Source organism: Lampropedia puyangensis (assembly GCF_004833285.1).
GTDB lineage: Bacteria > Pseudomonadota > Gammaproteobacteria > Burkholderiales > Burkholderiaceae_C > Lampropedia > Lampropedia puyangensis.
Window position 1 is genome coordinate 142,914 of the sequence record NZ_STFG01000006.1, and the last position, 17,872, is coordinate 160,785.

Sequence of the window (17,872 nt, forward strand, 5' to 3'; positions counted from 1 at the left end):
ATGCACAGTAATGAAAACGGTGCAAGCATCTCACTTCGGGCATTAGGAAATTGTTAGGATCCAGGCGCTAAAAAAGCAAGCGCAAAGAACGCGCCCTATGGGTGATGGGCGCCTTCTCCATCATCACCCTCAACCAAGCGGTATCCCACTCCAGACTCGGTCAGCAGCATTGCTGGGTCAGCCGGTGTTGTCTCCAGTTTGGCCCTGAGTTGCCCCATGAACAAGCGCAAATAATGCGTATGTTCCGTAAACTCACTGCCCCAAACATCAGCCAACAATTGGCGCTGCGTAACCACCTTCCCTGCCGAGCGCACTAAACGCGCGAGAAGCCCATACTCCTTGGGCGTAAGGTGAACGGCACTACCCGCTTTGGTCACCTGGCGCGCTTGCAAGTCCACCACCACATCGCCGTAGCGATAACGCAGCGTCACTGGCTGCAACGCCACCCCATGGTGGCGCATAGAAACCCGCATACGCGCCAATAATTCTTTAAAACTGAATGGTTTGACCAAATAGTCATCTGCCCCAGCATCGAGCAAGCGTACTTTCTGGTGCTCCAGATGCCGTGCCGACAAAATAATCACCGGAGTGGTTCTGCGTGCCCGAATCTCGGCCAGCAGCATCTCTCCCTCTCCATCAGGCAGGCCAAGATCGAGTAGAACAATATCAATCCCGCCATCTGCACCTGTGTGCTGAAACACAGCACGCGCATCAGCCAGACTGGCGCATGCATGCACCGTAAAGCCTTCCAGCAGTAGCAAATCGCGCAACGTTACGCGCAACTCACGCTCATCCTCTACCAGCAATACCACCAAGCCCATTACCGTCCTCCTAGACCGATGCTGGAGATGCTTCACACCATCCCGTCGGCTGCACTGCAACAGGCAGGCTCAAACGAAATAAAGCGCCGCCGCCCTGTGCATGCAAGTAATCCAAAGCGCCGTGGTGCACCTGCGCAATTGCCTTGCACAGAGCCAGCCCCATGCCCGTGCCTCTTGGCATCGCTTGTTGCGCTGGGCCTACATGGCGTTGGAATGGCTGAAAAAGCAAGGGCGCGTATGCAGGATCAATGCCGGGGCCATGGTCGCGAACATCAAAAATCAGCCTCTCCTTGGCCTGATATACAGCAATCTCCACAGGCGCATGCACGTCACCATACTTCAGAGCATTGTCAATCAGGTTATCCAAAAGCTGCACGATCAAAGTCGCATCACAGCGCAGCAAGGGCAAGCACGGGTGCACATCAAGTCGTAAATGCGCATCTGGGTGGCGCTGGCGCATTCTTCTGACCACGGCGCCCACCATCTCCTCAGGGCTCTCCCAATCCAGAGGAATATCAGCCATCAAAGTCTCCAACCGCGCCAACTGCAACGTGTTGTCTGCAATTCTTGTCAGTTGCAAGGTCTCGTCTGCAATGGTCTGCGCCAGCCCGCGCGTGCGCTCGGCCACCGGGTTTGAAGAAAGCTGCAATAACGCTTCGGCAGCATTGGCAATCGTGGCCAATGGTGTGCGGTAATCGTGCGCAATGGCCTCCAGCAAAGTATTGCGCAGCGCTTGTGCCTGAACTTGCTCACTGGCATGTTGTGCCTGCTGCTCTGAAGACCAACGGTCCAGATAGCTCCCTAATTGATTGCAAAGAAGCTCCACATGCTCAAGCACAAGAGAATGAAGCACAGCCTCTTCAAATGGCTCAACCAACACACTGCCCCAAGCACGATGCGCCCCCAACACAGGAAGGTAGTAGTAAGGCTGCTCCTCATAACGCCCGGTGCCGGGTCCAAAGGACTGACCTTCATCCAGTGCCGACTGCAACCCCTCTTGATGGCGTCTGTCACACGGCCCCAAAATCAACCGATTGCCAGATGCGAGGGGGCTATTAGGCTGTGACGCTATCGTATCCAACAACAAAGCCACGCGACGCACCCCTGCCAAGGATTCAATAGCACGCAGAAGCCCATGGCCTGCCGCCTCAACAGAGGCTGATTCCCGCAATTGGTCAGCAAACACGCGCAAGGACTCGGCACGTTCTGCATGGGCCTGCGTCATCAGCAAAGCCTCTTGCAGCTTGGCCACCAGTGCTGAAATGATCCACGCCACCACCAACATGGCCAGCAACAACAATGCATCGTGGTGCACATTCACCACCCAGGTTCCACGCGGCGGAACAAAAGACACATCAAACAAAAACACCGCAAGCGCACTAGCCAGCAAAGTCCACCACAACCCCAGAGTCAACGCACTCAGCGCACAGGCTAAAAGCAAAATCACCGCTTCCGTAGCCAACTCCAACTTCGGGTCAAGCACCAACAGCGCCGCCCAGGTCACAGCCCAAACCACGAGCCCACCAACCCACCTGTGCTCGAACCATTGAAACGCAAGTTGGATAGGGGGCTGCTTTGTCTTTGTATTAGACATATCGATTCCTTCCCTCATCAGGCTCGAGGAAAAATCATCACAAAAAGTAACTCAAGGGCAAGTAGAATGCCGTAAAAATACTATGAGGGATGTACGAGACTGCCTCGTGCAAACAAAAACAACCACTATGCCAAAAGTCGGACAGGGTCAGTACAGCCTTCATAATTGTTGCGCTTTCGATTTTTCACATTAAAAAGCAAAGCGTTATTGATTCAGGGCCTGTAAACAGTGGCTCATTTGTTTCATTTGTTTGTTATCTACCGACATGTCCTTATCTATTGCTGTTGTTGAGTGGGCAGCATATGCACAATCATTAATAAGCCATGAGGATTGGCTCAATTGGAGTCGCGCAGGTACGCCATCACTGGCGCCACTTGAAGAGGCTCCGCCTCTGACACGCATGAATGCCATGCTGCGCAGACGAGCCAGCCTCACTGGGCGTTTGGCATGTGAGACAGCCTACGGTGCATTGCATACGCAAGCTCCTCACCCATGGAACGAAGACTGCGCAATGGTATTTGCTACGCGCTATGGTGATGCCCAGAAATCCTTGGCTTTGCTCTCAGATCTAGTGGTTGGCAATCCGCTGTCCCCGACGGGCTTTGGATTAGCAGTACACAACGCCGCTGGTGCGCTCTTTGCCATGGCTCAAACCTATAGAAACAACATGACCGTGGTTACCGCCGGAATCGAGACCACCAAAGCAGCATTTATAGAAAGCCTTGGACTTTTGGCGGCAGGAGCACCAGAGGTCTTGCTTGTCAGTTACGACTTACCTTTGCCACATCCGTACCAGTCATTCAACTCCACGCCTGGCCATGCGTGGGCCATGCGCATTAAGCTCCCCCCAAAAAAGCAGAAGGACGCCCTCGCCATTCGTTTTCTAAAAACAGAGCGTGCACACAGATCGCACAGCATCACAACGCCCTCAGTACAGCAAGCCACCCCCAGCATAGAGGTATTGCGGCAATGGCTGGATTGTCAGACTTTGCGTTCGGAAATCAACGTGCAAAAAACGCTGTGGATTTGACATGAAACGACTCTTTTCGCTTATCGACATAGGATGGCGATTTTTGGCCACTGTCATCAGCTTCACCGTTTTTGGCTTGGGCGGTCTTGCACTACGCTGCATCGCGTTTCCGCTTATGCACTGGTGGTTTCGCGACCAAACCAAAGAAACCATTTTGGCTCGAAAACTCATCAATCGCAGCTTTCGCTTATTCACCTGGCTAATGGCAGCCCTTGGCATTTATCGAGTTGAAATACAAGGGGCACACCATCTCAACCGACCTGGCTTGCTGCTATTGGCCAACCATCCGACATTAATAGACATCGTTTTTCTCATCTCGCTAACGGAAAGAGCCAATTGCATTGTCAAAAGCAGCTTGCTCACCAACCCTTTCACAAGGGGGCCGCTGCGTGGCGCAAATTACATCATCAACAATCGTGAAGGAGCGGCACTCCTAGAGGCATGCATTGCATCGATTCAATGCGGCGATCACCTCATCATTTTTCCCGAAGGCACCCGCACCCGCCACGGAAGCCATGAATTAGAGCTGCATAGGGGATCTGCGAATATCGCAGTGCGCGCAGGCCACCCCATCACACCAGTACTGATCCATTGCGACCAACCCTTTCTCACTAAGGGTGCGCCGTGGTGGAAAATACCACCGCAGCGCCCAAACCTTCGCATAGAAATAGGCGAAGATTTAGATACCACGACCATCACGCAAGAATGCGCTAACGAGGCCTTGGCTGCGCGCTTTCTGAACCAATACATGAAAAACTATTTTGAAAAGGAAATCATCCATGCCGCAAGCGGCCGCTCTCATTGAGCTTGAACACGAGCTCAAAGAATTAATTATTGAAACTTTGGCACTTGAAGACATTGCACCGAACGACATCATCTCAACCGATGCCTTATTCAATGAAGGACTCGGTCTGGATTCCATCGATGCATTGGAACTAGGTTTAGCCCTTAAGAGTCGTTACGGCATCTCAGTCTCGTCTGACTCACAGGAAACCCGCAAGCATTTCCAAAGTGTGCGCGCACTGGCGGAATTCGTCAGCACCTCTCGCTCTCAAGCTTAACTACTCAATAGCATCTCGACCATGACCCATGACGACATCTTCAAAACGATCCAACGCATCTTGGTTGACACCTTTGATCTTCCGGAAGAAAAGGTCACGCCCGAGGCCCTATTGCGAGACGACTTGGATCTCGACAGTATTGATGCGGTCGATTTGATCGTTCAGCTCAAGCCGCTTGTGGGTGCAAGGTTACAACCGGAGGCATTTAAGTCCGTGCGCACTGTTGGGGATGTGGTCAATGCACTGCACGCCCTGCAAGCTGACTCCAGCACAAATTAAGCTGATAGCGAACCAGTTGCCCCATACGCCAGATATTTGTTTCCTATGCTTTCTCGACCACCTCTATGGCTCAAAATCATCGCTATCTTGACGTTGATTCTGTACCCGTTGCTGGTCTTCACATTGATTGGTCATATCAACGCCAGTTGGCTGGCGGGCCTATTGCTTCTTGCTGCCACCATTAAACTGCTATGGCAACGCAGCGCCATGGCTTGGGCCGTGTGGCTTTGTGCCCTTTTGATTACCTGCGCCACCGTCTGGGGTGGGACTGAGCGCACACTCCGCTACTACCCGGTTGCGATGAATAGTGCCATGCTGATTCTTTTTGCGGCCAGCCTGAAGTTCCCCCCCAGCATCGTCGAGCGCATTGCCCGCTTGCGTGAGCCCGAACTACCGGCCACAGCCATTGCCTATACACGCACCGTCACTCAAGTATGGTGTCTTTTTTTCATCATCAATGGCAGCATTGCGTTGGCCACGGCGCTCTGGGCTAGTCATGCCGTATGGGCGGCCTACAACGGCTTTATCGCCTACGTCCTGATGGCTTTGCTAGGTGGATGCGAATGGCTTATTCGTCAGCGCATTCGTGCAAAACACCTCCAATCGGCCTAAAACTTCCTCGTTGCTTCTGTGCCTTTTTTACCCCTCGATATTCCCCACGCATTGCGTCACTGTGAATGGGACTTGGCTTCTTTTGCCTGCAGCCCTGCTGATGCGCGCCGACCAATAGTCACTGAAGACCATGGCGAGGCCTCCTTCACGCACGCTGACTTTGTGGCACACGTGAAAGCATGGCAGCCCCAGTTGCAGTCCATCAGTCAGCCTAACGTTGCCCTCTTTGAACCGCATCCAGGGTATTTTGCAGCAAGCCTGTGGGCCATATGGCACGCGGGGAAAATGGCCATTCTTCCTGGGGACACCAACCAAGCAACACGTGATGCATTGAAAGCATTGGATTGCGCCCATATGGGCGTGCATACCCATGCCCTGCGTTCACTGCCAAACATATCCGAAAAAATCAATAGTGAACCGGACTCTATCGCGTTAGAGCCGTTAGATCTGAGTCGCACCAAAATCGGCTTATTTACCTCCGGCTCACAAGGACAGCCACAACTAATTACCAAAGCACTGCGTCAACTTGATGCAGAAGTCCAGACCCTTGAATCAACTTTTGGCCCCCTATTAGCAGTATCGCCCAAAGAGGCCAAAGTGCAAGTTTGGGCCACTGTCTCTCACCAGCACATTTATGGATTGTTGTTCTTAGTGCTTTGGAGTTTAGCCAGTGGCCGCACGATGGGTGCTCGGCGGTTGCTATACCCTGAAGACCTTGTCAAACAGTTGAATGCTCCATCCATCCTCATCACCACACCAGCACACCTCAAGCGGCTGGACAATGATTTGTGCTGGTCTACCGTGCAAAACCATCTCAAAGCCGTATTCTCTTCAGGTGGCCCGTTACCATTTACTGCGGCACAAAATACACAACGACTACTGCACCAACTGCCGTTGGAGATTTTCGGTAGCTCCGAAACAGGGGGCATTGCATGGCGCCAGTCTGAACAGGAAAACGCCATTTGGCGAACTTTTGATCGTGTGCAATGGCGTGAACATCAAGGCCTACTGCAATTGCGCTCCCCCAATCTAGTGAATGACGAGTGGTTTGAAACCGCTGACCGCATCCGCGTTGTGAATCAAGAATACTTTGAACTACTTGGGCGCGCAGACCGTATTGCAAAAATCGAAGAAAAACGCGTATCGCTGACAGCCATTGAGGAGCAGCTACTCGAGCACCCGATGGTGCAGGAGGCAAAAGTTCTCGTTTATCCTACGGCAATAGGTGATCGCACAGCGGCCGTTTTAGTGCTCAAACCCAGCGTTTCAAACGATATGCCGGTCACACCACCGAGAACAGCACAACTCTTTCGTAAATGGCTACGCAATCGCATTGAACCAGTAGCCATTCCAAGACTATGGCGTTTTGTTTCGGCCATGCCTTGCAATGAGCAAGGCAAAACAACACAACATTTATTGACGCAGTTATTTGCCAGATCTGCCAGCCAAGACGCCAACACGCGCGCCAGTTCGCACGAAACTGCGGACTCTGACCTTCCTCACCGCCCCCCCCCATGAAGCAGGGATTCGCACTGGCACACGGACCTGATGCTCACCACATCCAATGGCATCAAAAGGAACAACATCATGCGGTTGTGTCGCTGTACCTTAGCCCTTCCTTAGAAGTCTTTCAAGGCCATTTCCCAAACAGCCCTATTCTGCCCGGTGTAGCTCAGCTGGACTGGGTTCTGACTTTGGGACAACATACCTTCAATTTGCCCGCCTATTTCCACAGTTTGCAAGCACTGAAGTTCGTACGTCCTATCACGCCTGAAATGACCATTCAGATTGAACTGGAGCAGCATCGCAAAGAAACAGAAGATGTGCTGCACTTTCGGATATCTTCACGTAATGCGCTAGCTGAAATCATTGAGCACGCCAGTGGGCGAGCGCAATGGAGCCACATAGATAGAAGTGCTCAGGAGTAATTTTCTATGCTGCGCCTCATTGTTGTCATCCCTCACTACAACCACCCAACCACCTTAGTCAAAGTGGTGCAATCCATTGTTCAGCACGATCTACCAGTAGTTGTGGTCGACGATGGATCATCCCCCGAAAGCGCACAAGCCTTACATGAGGTTCGGGCGCTCGCACCTGCATGCGCCGTTACGCTTTTAGAGCACACCATCAACCAAGGCAAAGGTGCAGCAATGCTCACAGGACTTCGTTACGCCCACATGCAAGGCTATACACACGCTTTGCAAATAGATGCCGACGGCCAGCACAACAGTTTAGATATCCCGCAGTTGGTTGCTCTTGCACAGCAATATCCACAAGCGGTTATTTGTGGCATTCCGATCTATGACGCATCCGTTCCAAAAGGACGCTTATACGGTCGCTATCTCACCCATGTATGGGTTTGGATCAACACCCTATCCTTGCGCATCAAAGACTCCATGTGTGGTTTTCGCAGTTATCCATTGGCCCCGACGCTAGCTGTCATGGACAGCGAACCTGTTGGAAAACGCATGGATTTCGATACTGAGATATTGGTACGCCTGTTTTGGCGCGGCATTGATGTTCACAACCTGCCCACTGCCGTCACTTACCCACAAGATGGCCAGTCCCATTTTCAAATGTGGAATGACAATCTGCGCATAGCATTAATGCATGCACGACTCTTCAGGGGAATGCTTCTACGCCTACCGCAGCTGCTGAGAAGAAAGCGCCCACAATGAATAGCCCCAAGAGTCCACACGAGCCCCTTGAACCACAACAACACTGGGCTCATTTACCCGAAAATACCTTCGCATGGGGCATTCGCTTACTGTTATGGGTACGTCGTCACCTAGGGGCTTGGCCCTTAATTTTTTGCCTTTATCCGGTAGTGCTGTGTTACTGGGCATGCAATGCCCGCGCCCGTGCAGCCTCACTGCAATACTTGAATCGTTTAGAAGAACATAGCCATACTTTGGGGCACCAAGCCAGCCACCTAGATACGTTCAAACACTTTATCGCCTTTGCAGAAACCATCATGGACAAGCTGCTGGCGATCAGTAACGAACCCATAACAATCCAAAAAAAAGGGACGCAAGGGTTATTAGACTTATTTGAGCAACAGCGGGGCGCCATCATTGTCACTGCCCATATAGGATGTTTAGAACTGTGCCGAGTCAGCGCAGAAAACAATTCAAAAATAAGAAAACTCAATGTACTGGTACATACAGCACATGCTCAGCGTTTTAACCGGCTACTCAAGCAACTACAGCCCAATAGCCCCGTTGAATTACTGCAAGTCAGCGAATTTTCCACGGCTACAGCCGTTATGCTCGCGCAAAAAATAGAGCAAGGAGAGTGTGTCGCAATCGCTGGCGATCGCGTTCCTCTAGGTCACGGGCTTAGCATCCCTGCTTCGTTCCTTGGTCACGAAGCGATGTTCCCGGCAGGGCCTTATATTTTGGCTGCGACGTTGAAATGCCCTCTGTATGCAATGACATGTATTCGTGCACCATATCTTTCGCGCAAATACCACTACCAAATTCAAGCGCAATGCTTAGCTGAGCATATCTCTTTGCCGCGGAAAACTCGCCAACAAGCGCTCATGCATTACGCACAACTGTACGCACACTGGCTGGAAAACCAGCTGCAATCAGCCCCTTTATCTTGGTTCAATTATTTTGATTTTTGGCAACAAGGGCAGACCAACCCTATGCCCACAAAAACGCCTACAGCATGAACAATTCAGCCCCTATTGCAAGCACTTCTGCCGTTGTCTTTAATGGCTCAACATTAACGCTGGAGAGCATTGGTGCCATCGCGAAACGTCAACGCCCTGTGCAACTGGAACGCAACGGCCCCTTTGAAGATCGCATTCGCCAAGGTGCAGCACTTGTGGAACGCATACTGGATGAAGATGGCGTTATCTATGGAGTCACCACTGGCTATGGCGACTCCTGCACTACAGTCGTCCCTCCTGAGCTCGTCCCTCAACTACCACACCATCTGTACACCTACCACGGCATTGGTGCCGGCCGATTGCTAGACGATGAAGAAACACGTGCAGTTCTAGCATGCCGCTTGGCCTCACTGAGCCAAGGCGCATCTGGGGTGAGTTGGCCATTGCTTGAACAGATAGAAGCTTTTTTGCAGCACGACATTCTGCCTTGCATCCCTGCAGAAGGCTCTGTCGGTGCCAGCGGCGACCTCACGCCACTGTCGTATTTGGCCGCTGCATTATGCGCAGAACGAGATGTGCGCTTTGCCGGGGAGACAATGCCTGCAAGCCAAGCACTGGCGAAAATAGGTCGGGCCCCACTGCAATTGCGCCCCAAAGAAGCTTTAGCCTTGATGAACGGCACTGCGGTAATGACTGCGCTGGCCTGTCTGGCTTGGCTACGCACTGAGCAACTCCTACTGTTGAGCTGCCGCATCACCGCCTGCAATATCTGGGCAATGAATGGCAATGCCTACCACTACAACAGCACACTGTTTGCATATAAACCCCATGTGGGGCCACAAAGCGTTGCAGCAAGACTGCGAGCGGACTTGCAAAGTGCTCAGCCAGCACGAAACGACCATCGCCTGCAAGACCGCTACTCACTGCGCTGCGCACCCCATGTCATCGGTGCTGTAGAAGATGCAATGCCATGGCTGCAGGCACAAATCCAAAATGAGCTCAACAGCGCCAACGACAATCCCCTCATTGATGTTGATACTGCAACCGTGCTACATGGTGGACATTTTTATGGTGGCCATATTGCAATGGCGATGGATACGCTCAAAGCTGGCGTAGCCAACATCGCTGATTTACTCGATCGCCAATTGGCTTTACTGGTGGACTCACGCTTTAACAATGGTCTACCCAGCAATTTGTCTGGTGCGCAAGGGGCTCGTTCAAGTATCAACCATGGCCTCAAAGCCTTGCAAATAAGTGCCTCTGCATGGACAGCGGAAGCCCTGAAGAACACCATGCCTGCCAGCGTGTTCTCACGCTCAACGGAGTGCCATAACCAAGACAAAGTCAGCATGGGAACCATTGCGGCACGTGATGCATTGCGGACACTGGAGCTGACGGAGCAAGTCGTTGCGGCAATGCTCATTGCGGCACGACAAAGCTTGCAACTACGCCTGCACGTTCAGCAACACACGCCAATGCCTCAGCCCCTTGAAGATTTCTTGCAGCAACTAACAAAAACCATTGCGTTCATTACCGAAGATCGCGCACTGGACACAGAGTTACAGCAACTGCTCGCACAAATGCGACAAGGTTACTGGCGGCCACAATGGGCTTTTGAAGCAGCTTCAAGTGAGCAATAGAAAGGAGACCGCGATGACCACACTCAGTCACGAAATTGAACTCCATGCCGCTTTCCATGACTTGGACCCAATGAATATCGTCTGGCATGGCAATTACGTCAAATATCTAGAAATTGCACGTTGCGCCTTGTTGGCAAAATTCGATTACGACTACCCGCAAATGTTGGAATCTGGCTGGGCTTGGCCCATCATTGATGTCCACATGAAATACATCGCTCCAATTGAATATGGTCGTCCGATCCGCATTCGGGTCACTATTGTCGAGTGGGAAAACCGCCTCAAAATGGACTATCTCATCAGCGATGCACAAACCGGAAAGCGCTTGCACAAAGCCAGCACCATTCAAGTCGCAGTCGACATCAACACCAAGTTGATGAGTTGGGTGTGTCCGTCTATTTTGTGGGAAAAACTAGGCATCAACACGCCTGCTGAACAACGCTGAAGGCCTGAGCATGAGTACGATTTATCTCAACCATCCTATTTGCCGTATTTTCTGTGTTTTTAGCCTCCTATGGGGTGCGTTCATTGCAGCGCCTATCGCCAAAGCCAGCCCTGTTGCCGCCCATAGCGCAACGACCATCGATAGCCAGTTGCAAAAGATTGCCAAGCAGCTAACTGCCGACACGCCCAAAATTTTACGCGGTCAATTCACGCAGAAAAAAACCATTACAGGATTCAAAAAACCTTTGCTCTCCAGCGGTAGCTTTGTAGTGGCCCGTGATAAGGGGGTGATCTGGAATACACAAGCACCATTTGCGTCGCAGTTGCTCATCAAGCCCAATCAACTCATCAATATCGCTGGTGACGACAAACAAACTCTTGATGCCAGCAAAGAACCTGGACTTCGTGCCTTCAACCAATTGCTCATCGCACTTCTGGCAGGCCAAGTAGATGTCCTGCAAAATCAATTCGAAATTCTGCAAGCCACCCAAACCGGGTCACAGTGGATGATTCACTTACGCCCAAAAGAATCTGGCATGGCGCGCTTTATCCAAGAAATCACCATGCGAGGCGAGCAATATGTCGAACAAGTTGTTCTTGTAGAAGGAGAAGGCGATAGCAGTGAGATCACCTTCAGTGCTCAACATCCAAGCGACCTCACAAGCCAGGAGCAAGACTGGTTGTGAGCAGTACTGATTCAATACCATCCACTCCTCCTTGCTACCCGCAAACTTGGTTACGTTGGTTGGCGGCACTGTGGTTGCTTGCAGTACTGATGCTGGCATGGAATCAATGGAATTTTTGGCACGCACCAAAGATCAGCACCGATGTCTTCGCGGCATTGCCCAGCGACCGCCAATCCACATTTTCCAACCAAGCACTACAACACATTGCACAAAGCAACGAACGGCGAATAATGGTACTTGCCGGCGCGAACAACTGGGAGCAGGCACAAGTTGCAGCGGTGCAATTCAAGGCCCACATAACAGCAATCGAGCCGACCTTGACAATCCTCAATGCCGAACACGATGCCAGCAACCTCATTGATTTTTATACGCCCTGGCGTGATGCACTACTCACTGATGCGCAGCGCAGCACTCTAGGCTCGGCCGATGTCTCAGCATTAAGCCAACAAGCACTGGCTCGGCTCTATGGCCTGGGTCAAATGCAAGTAACCAACTGGCTGCGCGACCCTTTAGGACTGTGGACCGATTGGTGGCGCCAACAATCGAGCATGACCTCCGCACGGCCTCAAAACGGTTTTTTACGCATCGACGATAGTGCAACCGAAAAAACCTATGCCGCCTTGCTATTGGAGATTCCGGACTCTGCGTTTCGTTTCGACGGTCATCGCCGTTGGATGGATGCAATCGAGCTTGCAAAAAAACAAGTTCACAATGATTTAGCCGCCACAAGCGAAGGGGCAAACATACCCATTAAGTGGTTGTTTGCAGGAATCCCTCTACTTGCCGAAGATGGAGCGGCAGACGGCTATGCCGAAATGAATACCATTGGCCTGGGTTCATTCATCGCGGTCATCGTCCTGACCTTGTTGGCTTTTTTTGCGCTGCGACCTATTGCATTAATTTCTCTATCACTGGCTATTGGCTGTGCAGCTGGCGTATGGGCCACCGTTGCCGTATTTGGTGAAATACATGTTCTGACTATTGTCTTTGGAGCTAGCTTGGTTGGCGTTGCAGAGGATTTCGGGATTCACTATTTCGCATCTCGCCTGCAGCCTTCTGCCGCATCGCGTTGGGTATTAATGCGACGCTTGCTCCCAGGCCTCTTCATGGCATTAATTACCAGTGTGATTGGGTATGCAGTCTTGGCGATTGTGCCTTTTCCTGGGCTGCGGCAAATGGCCGTTTTTTCAGCCGTAGGATTGATTGCCGCATTTATCACTGTTGTCTGCTGGTTCCCCGTACTTGATCGAGCCAAAAGCCTGCATGAAGGAGCTATTGCACGTGCGCTCGTAAATTCGCTTGAACATATCCCTGCGTTGTCGCTGCGCAAAGCACTATTGCTGAGTTTGTGTGTCGGGATTGTTTCTGCACTAGCCATGACACAACTGCGCGTCAGTGATGACCTTAGAAGTCTACAGCCACAGGCTTCTGAACTCATGGGGCAACAAATCGAAGCATCACGACTATTGCACTTGCCAAGTATGGTGCAATTTGTTTTGGTTCAAGGCTCATCTGAACAACAAGTTCTAGAACGAGAGGAGGCATTGCAGCACCAACTAGCCCAATGGCAACAAGAGCGGCCTAAGGATATCGCCCCGTTCAAACTCCAAATGCTGTCTTCGTGGATTCCATCTATCGCCATGCAGCACACCAACCGCAATTTAGTTACAGAGCTAGAAAAAAACGTACTATCACGGGTGGCTGCTGCATTAGACGAAACCCTTGAGCGCCCGGCCTTTGCCTCTTCGGCGCTGACTTTACAAGAATGGCTCAATGCACCAGTTTCTGCATCCATACGTACGCAGTGGCTGGGCCTCCAATCCGATGGGCAATTTGCCAGCGTCGTCCTACTGGCTGCTCAAGACAACGGGCTGGCACGTAGTCGCGATCATTTGCTGTGGTTGGCCAACAAAATACAAAACGCCCAAGAAGATGGTTCCTTACAAGGGGTCACATGGGTAGATCGAATTGCCGATATCTCTGACTTGATGCAACATTTTCGTGTGCAGATGAGTCAGCTTTTGTTGATTGGCCATTTGTTGGTTCTACTCGCGCTTGCATGGCGTTTCGGTCAAGATGCTTGGCGCGCCTGGTTACCCTGCGCCTTGGCCTCTTCTTTATGCATCGCGATCTTAGCCATCATTGGGCAACCCATTCAGTTGTTTCATATTTTGGCGCTGCTGCTGCTGCTTGGCATGGGCGTTGATTTTGGTACCTTCATGGTTGAACACAAAGGTAAAGAGCAAGGACACGCGTGGCTGGCCGTTGTGATTGGCGGAGTGGTCACCATTCATTCATTCGGCTTATTAGGACTCTCTAAAACGCCAGCTTTACATGCATTCGGCACCACATTACTGATTGGCTTGCCTTTATCCGTGATTTTTTCCGCCCTGCTGCGCCCTGCACCAAGTCTGCACACACAGGCATATCGTCCATTTTTTTCTCGGGGAGTCTCGTCTTGAGAGTAGAACGCACACAAATACTAATCATCGGAGCGGGGCCATCAGGAGCTGTTGCGGCGGGCATGCTTCGGCAACGCGGCTATGACGTCATGATCGTCGAAAAGCAAACATTCCCACGCTTCTCAATTGGCGAAAGCCTGCTGCCTCAGTGCATGACTTTCATTGAAGAAGCCGGTATGCTGCAAGCCGTTGTACAAGAAGGCTTCCAGTTCAAAAATGGAGCGGCCTTTGCGCGTGGAAATCACTACACAGAATTTGATTTCCGCGAAAAATTCACCTCTGGTTGGGGCACTACTTACCAAGTGCAACGGGCACGCTTTGACCATGTTTTAGCGCTTGAGGCACAAAAGCAAGGCGCAGACCTTCGCTTTGAGCATGAAGTGCTTGCAGTCGATTTCGCAGACGAACGCCCACGGATTCAAATTACTTCTTCCGATACCCAGGAGTACACCGTCGAGTGCGATTTTGTTTTAGATGCCAGCGGCTATGGTCGCGTGCTGGCTCGGTTGCTCAATCTGGAGTATCCGTCCAATTTCCCTGTTCGTGGAGCCTTGTTTACCCACATCACCGATCAAATTCAATTGGCTAATCCTTTATTTGATCGCCAAAAAATTCGCATTTCTGTACACCCTCAACATCAAGATGTCTGGTATTGGACAATCCCATTCTCTAATGGTCGTTGCTCCCAAGGAGTTGTCGCCAGTGCAGATTTTCTCAAATGCATTGAAGGCAATGAAACGCAACAGTTGCGCACCTTGGTACAGCAAGAGCCTGGCCTGTCACATTTGTTAGAGCACGCAGTGTGGGACACTCCCGCACGCAGCATCATCGGCTACAGTGCCAATGTTAAATCTCTACATGGCAAAGGCTTTGCCCTTCTAGGTAATGCAGGCGAATTCCTTGACCCAGTCTTCTCCAGTGGAGTCACCATTGCACTAAAGTCTGCACATCTGGCTTCGCAGTGCCTGGATCGCCATCTGAAAGGAAGCACTGTTGATTGGGAAAGTGACTATGCCATGCCACTCAAACGCGGGGTAGATACATTTCGCGTATTTGTCGAGGGCTGGTATTCAGGCCAATTTCAAGATGTGGTATTCCATCCCAATCCCTCGCCACAAATCAAGAGCATGATCAGCTCTATTCTTGCGGGCTATGCTTGGGACATAAAAAATCCCTATGTTGAGCAGCCACAACGGCGCTTGACCACACTGGCACAAGTAAGTCGCCAAGGCACCACTCACTAAAAATCACATGCTGAGAGACTCTTTCACGCCATCCATTGCCTCTCGTCGCAGCCCAGCATTCCTACAGCGGCCACAAAAGGTTTCTGCATGCCTGCTCGCAGCGTTTTACCTCAGCGGCTGCAGCAGTTTAGCGATATCTGCAGCCGACGACCAACGACCTGTACTGCAATTGAGCCCCAAGCAGCTACAACAAGACTTGGAGCTTGTGCAGCGAATGCAAATCAACCGTTCTGGCAACAACAGTCGCAGCTTCGATGCCCTGCTAGAGGCAGACAAACAAACAGTACAACTGGCAATCTTGCAACTTAACCAAACCATTGCCGTACTGCAATGGGATGGAGACACTCTCCAAACACGCTTAGCTCCGGGGTGGCCTCAAGTCATTCCTGCAGAGCAACTGCTTAGCGATTTGCAATACGTATGGTGGCCTGCTCAAGCTATTGCTCAAGCCATGCCCGAAGGCTGGAGATTGCTTGAAAGTGCAGGGACCAGAACGCTCAATCACAACGGTCACAACGTACTACTCATTCAAGCGCAGCGTTTAGACCAGCACAATACCCACATTACGCTCACAGATGCCAACGCCAACTACACCGTCACGCTGTCTGTACAAGGCGGCAGCCCCAGCTATGCCTTGACGAAGGACATCACATCGACAACCACACCATGAATACCTTGACTTACCTCAACCATTTAGGCATTACATGCGCCTTAGGTGACGGTGTGGATGCTGTGCGTCAATCATTGCTGAGCTCTCACACGCCTCATAGCATGACTTGCAGCGAGGCTTACTCTGCTCCTGGTCAAGGCCCACTCATGCTGGGTATCGTGCACGAACCTTTAGCGACGCTAACACTCCCTGCCCCTTATCAAACACGCTGTAATGCCCTACTCTGGCAAGCAGCAGCCCCTTTAACAACACATCTTGATGCTTGCAAAGCGCGGTATGGCGCTGATCGAATTGCGGTAATTCTAGGCGTCAGCACCTCAGGCCTACCAGAAGGCGAATCAGCCAGACGCTACTGGAACGAACATGCCTGTTGGCCTGATTCTTTTGATTACGCACAGCAAGAACTTGGGCAACCCGCACAATTTCTCGCTGCACACTGGCAATTGAATGGGCCTGCTTACACCATTGCCACGGCCTGCTCCTCTGGCGCAAAAGCGTTAGCAGCCGGTGCACGCCTGCTGCAAGCGAACTTGGCCGACATCGTGATTGCCGGTGGCTGTGACGTTCTAAGTCAGTTCACAATAGCAGGATTCTCTGCGTTAGAGTCTGTATCTAATGAGCGCTGTCAACCACTCTCGCGCAATCGCCAAGGTATCAACTTAGGAGAAGCGGCCAGTGTTTTCTTGATGAGTCGCGAGCCTGCTGCAAATATCAGTTGCGCCGAACAGCTTGTGCTGGCTGGCTGGGGGGAAACCGGAGACGCCCACCATCTATCAGCACCAGATCCGAGTGGACAAGGAGCTATTCGAGCCATGCAAAAGGCTCTACAGCATGCAGGCATCACCGGTCAAGATATTGACTACATCAACTTGCACGGAACAGCCACCCAACAGAATGACGCCATGGAAGCGCTAGCGGTAGCGCATGTTTTCGGCAGTTCAGTGCCCGTTAGCTCAACTAAACCGCTTACTGGGCACACCCTTGCCGCAGCTGGCGCATTAGAGGCTGCTTTTGCTTGGCTGTGTTTGCGCGACAATCCGCATGGGCGTCTACCGCCACACTGGTGGGATGGTCAATACGATCAAACACTGCCACCAATCTCCCCTGTGCCCCCGAATTTTCAGCTTGGCCGTCCAGCCCGGTACATTATGAGCAACTCCTTTGCGTTTGGAGGCAACAATGCCTGCCTCATTCTTGGACGTGGCCCACTATGAAACCCCTATCCGACTCAACACTGACGATTCAAACAGTGGAAGACATCATGGACGTACGTCCTTTCGTCCCTCACAGAGAAAACATGCTGTGGCTGGACAAAATTGTCCATATAGATGCCCAGCACGCGCATGCGCAGGCGACTCTTAAGCATGACAGTATGTTCATCCGGGACGACAATTCCATCCCGATCTGGGTTTGTATTGAATACATGGCTCAAACTGTTGCGGCATGGGCTGGCAATCAATCTCAACAGCAACAACAGCCCGCTAAAATCGGCTACCTTCTAGGAACTCGGCGCTTCAACACCACGCGCCATCAACTAAAAACAGGAGACGTTCTCGATATCCATGCAAAGATGGAGTTGCAGGCAGAAAATGGACTTGGCATGTTTACGTGTGAAGTTGTCATTCGCAATCAACGAGTAGCTACGGCCAATCTCTCTGTTTTTCAGCCGCCTGAATCAATGCCATAACTGTGCCTAGATACGAAAGAAAAGAGAAC

The 17,872-nt window shown here is 51.6% G+C and carries 19 protein-coding genes; 17 read left to right on the forward strand and 2 right to left on the reverse strand.

The genetic code is table 11. The features are described 5' to 3' along the window. Positions 1 to 95 precede the first annotated feature (95 nt). Positions 96 to 821, reverse strand: coding sequence for a response regulator (locus E9531_RS07830; protein WP_136573192.1), 726 nt, complete (start codon positions 819 to 821; stop codon positions 96 to 98). 10 nt (positions 822 to 831) lie between these two features. Beyond that, on the reverse strand, positions 832 to 2,415 hold the full coding sequence (locus E9531_RS07835; protein WP_158291738.1) for a sensor histidine kinase: 1,584 nt from the start codon (positions 2,413 to 2,415) through the stop codon (positions 832 to 834). A gap of 265 nt (positions 2,416 to 2,680) precedes the next feature. Between E9531_RS07835 and E9531_RS07840 the strand changes: the two genes are divergently transcribed. Genes E9531_RS07840 through E9531_RS07920 form a run of 17 tightly spaced genes read left to right on the forward strand, consistent with a single transcriptional unit; the run spans position 2,681 to position 17,843 of the window. Next, positions 2,681 to 3,445 (forward strand): beta-ketoacyl synthase chain length factor, encoded by a 765-nt coding sequence (locus tag E9531_RS07840; RefSeq protein ID WP_136573194.1) that lies wholly within the window; start codon positions 2,681 to 2,683, stop codon positions 3,443 to 3,445. Between the two features lies 1 nt (position 3,446). After that, positions 3,447 to 4,250: a lysophospholipid acyltransferase family protein gene (locus E9531_RS07845; protein ID WP_136573195.1), complete on the forward strand. Its 804-nt coding sequence runs from the start codon at positions 3,447 to 3,449 to the stop codon at positions 4,248 to 4,250. After that, positions 4,225 to 4,506, forward strand: a complete 282-nt coding sequence (locus tag E9531_RS07850; RefSeq protein WP_136573196.1) for a phosphopantetheine-binding protein — start codon at positions 4,225 to 4,227, stop codon at positions 4,504 to 4,506. Before E9531_RS07845 ends, E9531_RS07850 begins: the two co-directional genes overlap by 26 nt. Before the next feature lie 21 nt (positions 4,507 to 4,527). Next, the gene (locus tag E9531_RS07855) at positions 4,528 to 4,785 is read left to right on the forward strand and encodes an acyl carrier protein (RefSeq protein ID WP_136573197.1); all 258 of its coding nucleotides are present in this window, start codon (positions 4,528 to 4,530) and stop codon (positions 4,783 to 4,785) included. 45 nt (positions 4,786 to 4,830) lie between these two features. Beyond that, positions 4,831 to 5,397, forward strand: coding sequence for a COG4648 family protein (locus tag E9531_RS07860; protein ID WP_170181416.1), 567 nt, complete (start codon positions 4,831 to 4,833; stop codon positions 5,395 to 5,397). An 18-nt stretch (positions 5,398 to 5,415) separates the two neighbouring features. Next, positions 5,416 to 6,915 carry an AMP-binding protein gene (locus tag E9531_RS07865; protein ID WP_136573198.1) on the forward strand — a complete coding sequence of 500 codons (1,500 nt, stop codon included), beginning with the start codon at positions 5,416 to 5,418 and terminating at the stop codon, positions 6,913 to 6,915. Continuing rightward, on the forward strand, positions 6,912 to 7,325 hold the full coding sequence (locus tag E9531_RS07870; RefSeq protein ID WP_136573199.1) for an ApeI family dehydratase: 414 nt from the start codon (positions 6,912 to 6,914) through the stop codon (positions 7,323 to 7,325). Before E9531_RS07865 ends, E9531_RS07870 begins: the two co-directional genes overlap by 4 nt. Before the next feature lie 6 nt (positions 7,326 to 7,331). Next, positions 7,332 to 8,075: a glycosyltransferase family 2 protein gene (locus E9531_RS07875; protein ID WP_136573200.1), complete on the forward strand. Its 744-nt coding sequence runs from the start codon at positions 7,332 to 7,334 to the stop codon at positions 8,073 to 8,075. Then, complete coding sequence (locus E9531_RS07880) at positions 8,072 to 9,073, forward strand: lysophospholipid acyltransferase family protein (protein ID WP_136573201.1); 1,002 nt, start codon at positions 8,072 to 8,074, stop codon at positions 9,071 to 9,073. The genes E9531_RS07875 and E9531_RS07880 overlap by 4 nt, the downstream gene beginning before the upstream one ends. Continuing rightward, a complete protein-coding gene (locus E9531_RS07885; RefSeq protein WP_136573202.1) occupies positions 9,070 to 10,653 on the forward strand; it encodes an HAL/PAL/TAL family ammonia-lyase in 1,584 nt (527 codons plus the stop codon). The genes E9531_RS07880 and E9531_RS07885 overlap by 4 nt, the downstream gene beginning before the upstream one ends. Positions 10,654 to 10,666: 13 nt before the next feature. Continuing rightward, positions 10,667 to 11,095 carry an acyl-CoA thioesterase gene (locus E9531_RS07890; RefSeq protein WP_136573203.1) on the forward strand — a complete coding sequence of 143 codons (429 nt, stop codon included), beginning with the start codon at positions 10,667 to 10,669 and terminating at the stop codon, positions 11,093 to 11,095. Positions 11,096 to 11,105: 10 nt separating this feature from the next. Beyond that, positions 11,106 to 11,780, forward strand: coding sequence for an outer membrane lipoprotein carrier protein LolA (locus tag E9531_RS07895; RefSeq protein ID WP_136573204.1), 675 nt, complete (start codon positions 11,106 to 11,108; stop codon positions 11,778 to 11,780). Beyond that, a complete protein-coding gene (locus tag E9531_RS07900; protein ID WP_136573205.1) occupies positions 11,777 to 14,242 on the forward strand; it encodes an MMPL family transporter in 2,466 nt (821 codons plus the stop codon). Before E9531_RS07895 ends, E9531_RS07900 begins: the two co-directional genes overlap by 4 nt. Then, positions 14,239 to 15,486 (forward strand): NAD(P)/FAD-dependent oxidoreductase, encoded by a 1,248-nt coding sequence (locus E9531_RS07905; protein WP_136573206.1) that lies wholly within the window; start codon positions 14,239 to 14,241, stop codon positions 15,484 to 15,486. Before E9531_RS07900 ends, E9531_RS07905 begins: the two co-directional genes overlap by 4 nt. Before the next feature lie 7 nt (positions 15,487 to 15,493). Further along, positions 15,494 to 16,156: a DUF3261 domain-containing protein gene (locus E9531_RS07910; protein ID WP_136573207.1), complete on the forward strand. Its 663-nt coding sequence runs from the start codon at positions 15,494 to 15,496 to the stop codon at positions 16,154 to 16,156. Then, positions 16,153 to 17,370 (forward strand): beta-ketoacyl-ACP synthase, encoded by a 1,218-nt coding sequence (locus E9531_RS07915; RefSeq protein WP_136573208.1) that lies wholly within the window; start codon positions 16,153 to 16,155, stop codon positions 17,368 to 17,370. Before E9531_RS07910 ends, E9531_RS07915 begins: the two co-directional genes overlap by 4 nt. Continuing rightward, a complete protein-coding gene (locus tag E9531_RS07920; protein ID WP_136573209.1) occupies positions 17,367 to 17,843 on the forward strand; it encodes a hotdog family protein in 477 nt (158 codons plus the stop codon). Before E9531_RS07915 ends, E9531_RS07920 begins: the two co-directional genes overlap by 4 nt. The last annotated feature ends 29 nt before the right edge of the window (positions 17,844 to 17,872 follow it).